This is a genomic window from Aeromicrobium sp. (assembly GCF_049587115.1).
Lineage (GTDB): Bacteria > Actinomycetota > Actinomycetes > Propionibacteriales > Nocardioidaceae > Aeromicrobium.
Map to the genome: position 1 here is coordinate 1 of NZ_JBAVDI010000029.1, position 8,313 is coordinate 8,313.

Annotated in this window: 8 protein-coding genes and 1 tRNA gene; 3 read left to right on the top strand and 6 right to left on the bottom strand. The window is 66.0% G+C overall.

Features of this window, described 5'->3' with window-relative positions:
* Positions 1 to 74: 74 nt before the first annotated feature.
* From WB461_RS03135 to WB461_RS03155, 5 genes are all read right to left on the bottom strand, one after another.
* Positions 75 to 151, bottom strand: a tRNA-Met gene (locus WB461_RS03135).
* A 140-nt stretch (positions 152 to 291) separates the two neighbouring features.
* Positions 292 to 3,213, bottom strand: coding sequence for a UPF0182 family protein (locus tag WB461_RS03140; RefSeq protein ID WP_423851264.1), 2,922 nt, complete (start codon positions 3,211 to 3,213; stop codon positions 292 to 294).
* A gap of 29 nt (positions 3,214 to 3,242) precedes the next feature.
* Entirely contained in the window at positions 3,243 to 3,752 is a 510-nt protein-coding gene (locus tag WB461_RS03145) for a PPA1309 family protein (RefSeq protein ID WP_423851265.1), read from the bottom strand.
* Positions 3,743 to 4,813, bottom strand: a complete 1,071-nt coding sequence (locus WB461_RS03150) for a YlbL family protein (protein ID WP_423851266.1) — start codon at positions 4,811 to 4,813, stop codon at positions 3,743 to 3,745. Before WB461_RS03150 ends, WB461_RS03145 begins: the two co-directional genes overlap by 10 nt.
* 9 nt (positions 4,814 to 4,822) lie before the next feature.
* Positions 4,823 to 5,263 (bottom strand): molybdenum cofactor biosynthesis protein MoaE, encoded by a 441-nt coding sequence (locus WB461_RS03155; protein ID WP_423851267.1) that lies wholly within the window; start codon positions 5,261 to 5,263, stop codon positions 4,823 to 4,825.
* Between the two features lie 67 nt (positions 5,264 to 5,330).
* Here WB461_RS03155 and WB461_RS03160 point away from each other — a divergent pair, with 67 nt between their 5' ends.
* Entirely contained in the window at positions 5,331 to 6,647 is a 1,317-nt protein-coding gene (locus WB461_RS03160; RefSeq protein ID WP_423851268.1) for a zinc-dependent metalloprotease, read from the top strand.
* Positions 6,644 to 7,198, top strand: coding sequence for an NUDIX hydrolase (locus WB461_RS03165; protein WP_423851269.1), 555 nt, complete (start codon positions 6,644 to 6,646; stop codon positions 7,196 to 7,198). Before WB461_RS03160 ends, WB461_RS03165 begins: the two co-directional genes overlap by 4 nt.
* Here WB461_RS03165 and WB461_RS03170 read toward each other — a convergent pair.
* On the bottom strand, positions 7,158 to 7,649 hold the full coding sequence (locus WB461_RS03170; RefSeq protein WP_423851270.1) for a M48 family metallopeptidase: 492 nt from the start codon (positions 7,647 to 7,649) through the stop codon (positions 7,158 to 7,160). The two genes, WB461_RS03165 and WB461_RS03170, sit on opposite strands and share 41 nt — an antisense overlap.
* Positions 7,650 to 8,090: 441 nt before the next feature.
* On the opposite strand from WB461_RS03170, the gene WB461_RS03175 reads away from it, so the two are divergent.
* Complete coding sequence (locus WB461_RS03175) at positions 8,091 to 8,249, top strand: DUF5679 domain-containing protein (protein WP_162891075.1); 159 nt, start codon at positions 8,091 to 8,093, stop codon at positions 8,247 to 8,249.
* Positions 8,250 to 8,313 lie beyond the last annotated feature (64 nt).

An 8,313-nucleotide genomic window follows, 5' to 3' on the forward strand; every position in this document is an offset into this window, starting at 1 on the left:
GCCCAGAGGTCACCTGTCATGGGAAAAGAAAGAACCACGGCCCTCAAAGGACCGTGGTTCTAACGAATTACTTTTGGTAGCGGGGACAGGATTTGAACCTGTGACCTCTGGGTTATGAGCCCAGCGAGCTACCGAGCTGCTCCACCCCGCGTCGCTTCGCCTTACTTTACGGTCTCATGCTCCTGGGATCAAATCCGGGGGTCCAGCTCCTGTCCTGCCAGGCCCAACGCCGCCCGGACACGAAAATTTCCGTATCCGGGTGGCGCCTGCCGAGGGGCAGACCGTCGCTGCTTACTTCTTGGCGGCCGAGTTCTCCGCACTCACAGCCCGCTGGGCGGCGGCGATCGCATCGGCCATCTGGTTGATCCGCCGCTGATAGGTCGACAGGTCGCCCTTCTTGAGCGCAGCCTGCGCATCCTCGTAGTAGCCCGTGGCGTCGTCGAGCAGCGCCGAAGCGGTTTTCGCGGCGGGCGTGTCCCCACCCGTCTTCGGAGTGGTCGGTGAGTCGGTCGGAACCGATCCGGCCTTCAACCCGAGCGCGACCCGAAGCGCCTCGTCGAGCGTCTGTCCGAACCCGACATCCTTGCCGAACGAGGCGATGACGAACTGCAGCACCGGGTAGGAGCCCTCGATCGCACTTCGCTTGATGTAGACCGGCTGGACATAGAGCAGACCGTTGCCGACGGGAAGCGTCAGCAGGTTGCCGTACAGGATCGTCGCGGTCTTGGACTGCTGGTACTGCAGCAAGGCCTGCGACACTCCCTTGTCTGTCTGGAAGTCGTTCGCGATCTGGCTCGGGCCGGAGATCTGCGTCTCGCTCGGCAGCTGCAGGATCTGCATCTTGCCGTAGTTCGCAGTGTCAGTGGCCTCGGAGTTGACCGAGACGAACGCCGCCAGGTTCTGCCTGCTGTTGGGCAGGTAGACGCTGGTGACCGAGAACTTCGGCACATCCTCGCCCGGACGCGCCGTCGACAAGTAGTACGGCGGCTGCAGGGCATTCGACCCGGTCGGCGCGGTCGGATCCTCGGGCACCTTCCAGCGCTCGCCGTCCTCGTAGAACGTCTGGGCGTCGGTCACGTGATAGCGCTGCAGCACGTCGCGCTGCACCTTGAACAGGTCGACCGGGTAGCGGAGGTGCTCAAGCAGGGCGTTGCTGATCTTGGCCTTCGGCTCGACGACGTTGGGGAAGACCTTCATCCACGTCTTCAGCACCGGATCCTTGGTGTCCCACTGATAGAGCTTGACGCTGCCGTCATACGCATCGACCACAGCCTTCACCGAGTTGCGCAGGTAGTTCACCTGATCTGTCGGCAGAGCCGCTTGCGACTGACCGTCGGTCAAGGTGTCGGCCGTCGCGTCACGCAGCGAGCGGTGGTACGAGTACGGGTAGGAGTTGCTGGTCGTGTAACCATCGACCACCCAGACCACTCGGCCGTCGACGACCGCCGGGTAGGTGTCGCCGTCGACAGTCAGCCATGGGGCGACCTTCTTGACCCGGTCCCGCGGCTCGCGGTCGTACAGGATCTTCGACTCGGAGTTGACCCGGTTGGACAGCACGATGTTGGGCTCGGCGAACTTGAATGCGAACAGCGCCTTGTTGAACAGGTTGCCGACCGGCACACCACCCTTGCCGTCATACGTGTTCTGAGTGGCGTTGTCCTCGCCGGACTTGTCGTTCGAGGCCCCGCCGCGCGGAATGTCGACCTCGATCGGAGCCTGGCCCTTCGGCCGGCCAACGATCGAGTACGACGGGGACTGCTCACCAAAGTAGATGCGCGGCGGCGTCGTGGTCTTGATCTCGCCGACCGGCGGGATGTCCCGAGCCACGAAGACCGGCTCGCCATTGGGGCCACGCTGATTGCCGCGAGCCGCGATGACGCCGTAGCCGTGGGTGTAGACAGTGTGGTCGTTCGCCCAGTTGCGCTGGCTCGACTGGAGACCGGAGAGGTTGATCTCGCGCGCCGCGATGATGGTGTCCTGCGGCTGGTCCTCGTCGCCGAGCTTGTAGCGGTCGACGTCCAGTGTCGGAGGCACGGCGTAGTAGCCGCGCACCTGCTGGAGCTGCTCGAACGCGTCCGAGATCAGCGTCGGATCCAGCAGTCGGGTGCTGACCCGCGACTCCGCCGAAGAAGCAAGCTCTGCCGGAGTCAGTGACGTCTTCGCCGAATAGGACTCCACCTTGACGTCGTTGACCCCGTACGCCTTGCGGGTCGCCTCGATGTTCTTGGCGATGTACGGACCCTCCTTGTCCGGCTCGGACGGCTTGACCTGGAATCCCTGCATGACCGCGGGCCAGATGGCGCCGATCAAAATTGAGCTCAGCGCGAGCAGGCCCAGGCCCATCGCCGGTAGCGCCCACGAACGAATGAAGATTGCCGCGAAGAACAACAACGCGCAGACGATTGCGACGCCGATCAGGATGTTCTTGCTGGGGATGCGCGCGTTGGCGTCGGTGTAGGTCACGCCGTCGACCAGACCGCCGGAGCCGATCATCAGGCCGAACCGGTCGAGATAGTACGACACGGCCTTCAGCAGCACGGCCAGTCCCACGAGCACCGAGAGGTGCACCTGCGCGGCCCGGGTCAGCTTGGGGCCACGACCGGCGATGCGGATGCCGCCGTAGACGTAGTTGACGAACACCACTGCCAGCACCGTGATGACGATCAGCGCGAAGGAGTACGAGGTGAGGAAACGCCACCACGGGTACTCGAACACGTAGTAGCTGACGTCCTTGCCGAACTGCGGATCCTTGGTCCCGAACGGCGTGCTGTTGCGCCACATCTTGTAGGTGTCCCAGTGCGCCGCCGCGACCGACCCGGCGAAGCCGCTGAGCACCAGGCCCAGCCCGATCGCGATGGGACGCAGCAACGGGGTGAGGGCGAGGCGATACCGGTAGGCCGGATCATCACGGCGCATCGGAGCGGCATCCGGGCGGGTGCGGAACGCGATGAACAGGTTGCCAACCACGAACAGGCCGAAGAGCAGGCCGAGCACCAGGAACAGCGAGACGCGGGTGAACAGCACACTGCGGAACACGTCGGAGTAGCCGACCGACTTGAACCACAACCGGTCGGTCCAAACGCTGGTGAAGATCGAGCCCAGGAACAGCAGCAGCGCCAGTGTGACCAGCGTGGGGACGATGACCCGCTGTCGACGATCAGGCCCCTCGCGGGGCGGTCGACTGGGGCGGGGTGTTCCGAAGATGTCGCTCACGTGGCTCCTGTTGACGGGGTGACAAGACTCTATGCCAGAGTGCGGCGAAGGTGTTCGATCAGTCCGGGGACGAGATCGGGGCCTTCCAGCAGCTCGGCATCGGCGGGTTCTCTGGCACGTACGGTGCTGTGGGCGCGGCCGTCTCGGGTCACGGCGGCGACCAGGCGGACCTCACGGCGATCCGGGTGTGCGGCGACAGCTGCCAGCAGCTCGTCTGGATCCTCCGGCAGCGACTCCTCCGCATCCGGGGGCAGCATGATGCGTTCGACGACCGCGGCACAACCAGCCACCGCGTCGGGCCACTCGATCTCGGTGAGCAGGTCCTCCAGCTCGCGCTCGCTCGACAGCTCCTGCTCGACCGGCGTGATGCTGTCCGGCTCGGCCGACAACTGATCGGCCAAGGCTGGCTCCCGTGCAATCAGATCGGCGGTCGACACCAGGGCGAACAGGCGCGGCGGCTGGTCCCAGCCCTCGGCCGCAACGTGCGCCTCGACCTCGAGCGCAACTCGGCGCAGGGGCGAGTCCGGCATCAGCTGCATGTGGGCACCGTCGCCTTCGGGTCCTTCGCGAGGGACTCGAGCGAGGAGATCGCATCGTCGAGCTTCGTGATCTTGACCAGCATCAGTCCGTTGTCGTCGCCACTGGTGGCCTCGGAACAGTTGGCGGCAGGGACCAGGAAGATCGTGGCGCCGGCGGCGGAGGCGCCGGCCATCTTCTGGCGTACGCCGCCGATTGGCCCGACCGTCCCGTCGACCCCCATCTCGCCCGTGCCGGCGATCCGCTTTCCCCCGGTCAGTGCGCCGGGAGTGAGATTGTCGTAGATCGCCAGAGCGAACATCGTGCCGGCACTGGGTCCGCCGATCTGGCTGCCGACGTTGTTGGTGATGGCGATCGGGTAACGGTACTTCTCCCCCAGAGTGATGCCGATCCGCGGGATCGTCGGGTCGTCCTGGTCCGGACGGCTCTTGATCGGCACGACCTTCGTCCCACCCTTGCGCTCGACGGTCACGTCGATGGTCTCGCCGGGCTCGCGGGCCCCGACCGCCTTGACCGTCTGGTCCGGGGTGCTGACCGCGGCGCCGTCGATCTTGGTCACGACGTCGCCGACCTTCAGGAGCTTCTCGGAGGCGCCGCCCTTGACCAGCCCGGTCACCGCCACCCGGCTCGACACGGTGTAGCCGGCCGCGCGCAGCGCCGCGACCCGCGAAGAATCCTTGGAGCTGGTCAGCTCGGCAGCCGAGTCCGCATTCGACTGGCGGGCGGACTGGTCGTCGGGGTAGACCAGCGACTTCGGTACGACCGCGTTGTCACCGTCCAAGTAGGCCGCGATGGCAGCGGCCAGCGAGAGGTGCCCGCCGGGCCGGGTGACGGAGACCGTCGTGAAGTCGAGCGAGCCAGTCGTCGGATACGTCGTGACGTCCTTGCCGAACGTGAAGGTCGGTTTGCCGTCGAACTCGCCAAGCGTGTCGAATGCCGGCCCGGGCTTCAGCGTCACGTAGGGCACGGGAAGGATCGAAGCCAAGCTGGTCAGCACGATCAGCGACAACGCCGCCACGACCATGGTCGTGTAGCGCGTGCTCAGCTTGGACGGGTCGGACACACCGAGAGCCTAGTCAGTGCCAGCAACCGCGGTCGGGTCCACCCACGCGGCATCGCCCGAGCTGTAGGTCTGGTGCTTCCAGACCGGAACGTCTGTCTTGAGCTCGTCGATCAGTCGCCGACACGCCTCGAAGGCGTCGGCCCGGTGCGCGGCGGAGGCCGCGACGACAACTGCGAGGTCGCCGACCACCAGCTCTCCGACCCGATGCACCCCCGCCAGGGCTACGACATCGCACTCCGTGGCGATGCGCTCGGCCACGTCCCGCAGGCGGTCATGCGCTGTCGGATGGGAGGAGTAACCCAACGCTGCGACGTCATGGCCCTCGTCGTGATCACGCACCGTTCCGACGAAGACGCAGATGCCCCCGGCAGATGGATCGGTCACAGCGGCGTACACCTCGTCGAGGCTCAGCGGGGCGTCGCGGATGTCCAGCAGACGTACTTCACTCATGGTTGATTCATCGTAGGGCGAACAGCAGGAACGTGGGTTCGAGGGACTCACTCGGTACTGTTGACACATGTCCGACAACGAGAATGAAGAGCCGGAGAACCCCTTCAAGGGCACGCCCATGGAGCAGCTGTTCGGAGCGTTCTCAGGTGGGCAGATGGACATGAGCCAGATCATGGGCCAGATGCAGAAGATGTTCGCGCCGCACGAAGGCAGCGTCAACTTCGATCTGGCCAAGGAAGTCGCCCGCCATGCCCTCGCGGCCGCTGGCCCCGACCCCTCCCCCAACTCCGCGCAACAAGGTGCGGTCGATGACGCCGTCCGCCTCGCCGAGACCTGGCTCGACTCCGTCACCGGGATCCCCGCCGGAGCCACGACCGCGACGGCGTGGAGCCGCGCCCAGTGGATCGAAGCAACGTCTGACACGTGGCAACAGCTCGTCGAACCGATCGCCCAGCACGTGGTCGGGGCCATGAGCGAAGCGCTCCCCGAGGAGGCCAAGTCGATGGCCGGACCGCTGATGGGCATGCTCAGCCAGGCCGGTGGGGCGATGTTCGGCCAGCAGGTCGGGCAGGCACTCGGAGGCCTCGCCGGCGAGGTCGTCTCGTCGACCGACATCGGCATCCCCCTCGGCACCGAACGGGTCGCCGCGGTGATTCCCGCCGGAGTCGAGGCCTTTGGCGAAGGTCTGGAGCACCCGGCCTCGGATGTCCTGCTCTACATCGTGCTCCGGGAGTGCGCGCACCATCGACTGTTCCACCACGCGACCTGGCTTCGTCCCGCGCTGATCGGTGCAATCGAGGAGTTCGGACGCGGCACCAGCATCGACGTGTCTGCGATCGAGTCGCAGCTGCGGGGCCTCGACCCGTCGCGACCCGAACAGATCCAGGAAGCGCTCGCCGGTGGTCTGTTCGAGCCCGAGCGCACACCACAGCAGCAGAAGGCTCTGGACCGGCTCGAAACCCTGCTGGCATTCATCGAGGGATGGGTCGACGAGGTCGTCGCCGAGGCGACCAAGGACCGGATGCCCGCGGCTGCCCCGCTGGCCGAGGCGATGCGCCGTCGCCGGGCTGCAGGAGGACCGGCCGAGCAGACCTTCGCCTCGCTGGTCGGACTCGAGCTGCGGCCGCGCAAGCTGCGCGAGGCGACGTCGCTGTGGGCGGCGATGCGCGATCGGCAGGGCATTGATGCCCGCGACGCTGTCTGGAGCCACCCCGACCTGATGCCATCCATAGCGGACCTCGAAGACCCGCTCGGCTTCGCGCAGGGCGAGAATCGCACCCAGAGCGATGACGACTTCGACACGGCACTCGGTGAGCTGCTCGACCACGACGCCGAGCGCGGCGACGGCCCGACTGACGAGCGCGGGCCGGACCGCAGCGAGTGAGACTGCTCGACGACACCCGCGAGGTGCTGACCGCGTGGGCTCCTCTTGACGACGAGCAGGACCGCCTCCGCCGGGTCTATCTGGAGCACATGTCCCGGTACCCCGACGCCATGAGTCGGGAGTGCCATCCCGACCACCTGACAGCCAGCGCGATCATCTTCTCGGCCGACCACAGCCGCGTGCTGCTCACGCTGCACCGCATCATCAAGCGCTGGCTCCAGACCGGCGGCCACTGTGAACCCGATGATGCAACGCTTGCTGGCGCGGCGTTGCGCGAGGCCCGGGAGGAGGGCGGTATCGCGGACCTGGCGATCGACCCTTTCCCCGTCCTGCTGTCGCGACACGAAGTGCCCTCCTGCGGACCGATCCGCCCCTCGCACCACCTCGACGTCCAGTTCGTCGCTGTCGCACCCCCGGACGCGCAGCACGTCATGAGCGAGGAGTCCGACGACCTGGCCTGGTTCGGCGTCGACGACCTGCCCGATGGCACCGATCAGTCGGTGCGCGAGCTCATCGCTGCTGCCAGGACACGCCTTCGAGAAAACCCTTAGCCTTCGCGGTGTGCGGATAGGCCTCCACGAGCGCCCAGAAGCGGCGACTGTGGTTGGGCTCGATCAGATGCGCGAGCTCGTGCAGCAGCACGTAGTCGATGACCCACTCGGGCATCCCCTTGAGTCGGTCGGACAAACGGATGCTTCGATCGGTGCTGGTGCACGAGCCCCAGCGGCTGTTCTGGTTGGAGACCCAGCGCACCGATCGGGGTACCGCCCGACCGTCGAGCCACACGCGCGACAGCTCGGCCGCCCGCACCTGAAGACCTTCGTCGCTGGGTCGAGCTCTCTGCTCACGGCGGTCGAGCCGCTCGACCAGACTCCGAACGTGCAGCTCCTCATCGTCCTTGGACAGATTCGCCGGCATCAGCACGATCGTCTTGTTGCCCTCCCGATAGGCGCGAACCGTGCGTCTGCGTCGGGCGCTGCGTCGGATCTCGACCTCGCTCACGCGTTTGCATCCTCATCTGCGATGTGCTGGTACGTACTCACCCGAGCAACCTACCGTCCGGGCCCGACCAATTCTGCATCCACAGACCCCGGCAGACGTCGCGGCTGGTCAGACCCTGAGCGGGTGGTGGATCCGAATCCGCAGCCACTCGTTATCCACTGCTTCATCCACATGCCGTCCACATGGGATCACGGCGTTCCCCACAACCTATCCCCAACTTTATCCACAGGCGTGGACAACAGTTTGGCAAACCGGTTGCACGCAAACTCGGCGACCCCTAACCTGTGCCGCGCGCGGTGGCGTGAACCGCGATCGGTGGGTCGAAATCTGACGTTGACCCCGCGGCGACTCGCCGGGACGGAAAGTGCCCGCCTGAGCGGTAAATCGCCTCGTCACGCGTACGCTGAACGTGATTCGCACCACATCGTCAAGGAGGCCGCAATGTCGGAAACATGGAGTGGCGAGTTCTACTGCGTCAAGTGCAAGGAAAAGCGCGAGACGTCCGGCGAGGTCCATGTCAGTGACAAGGGCACGCGTATGGCCAAGGGCATCTGCCCGGTCTGTGGCACGAAGCTGAACCGGATCCTCGGCAAGGCCTGATTCACCCGCAGGGCGAGAGCCCCGCACTTCCCCAAGTTTTGCGGGGGACCCGACAGTGTCGGGT

Coding starts and splice junctions, on each gene's coding strand:
- WB461_RS03175 (WP_162891075.1), top strand. CDS start 8,091: ATGTCGGAAACATGGAGTGGCGAGTTCTACTGCGTCAAGTGCAAGGAA.
- WB461_RS03160 (WP_423851268.1), top strand. CDS start 5,331: ATGTCCGACAACGAGAATGAAGAGCCGGAGAACCCCTTCAAGGGCACG.
- WB461_RS03145 (WP_423851265.1), bottom strand. CDS start 3,752: ATGCAGCTGATGCCGGACTCGCCCCTGCGCCGAGTTGCGCTCGAGGTC.
- WB461_RS03155 (WP_423851267.1), bottom strand. CDS start 5,263: ATGAGTGAAGTACGTCTGCTGGACATCCGCGACGCCCCGCTGAGCCTC.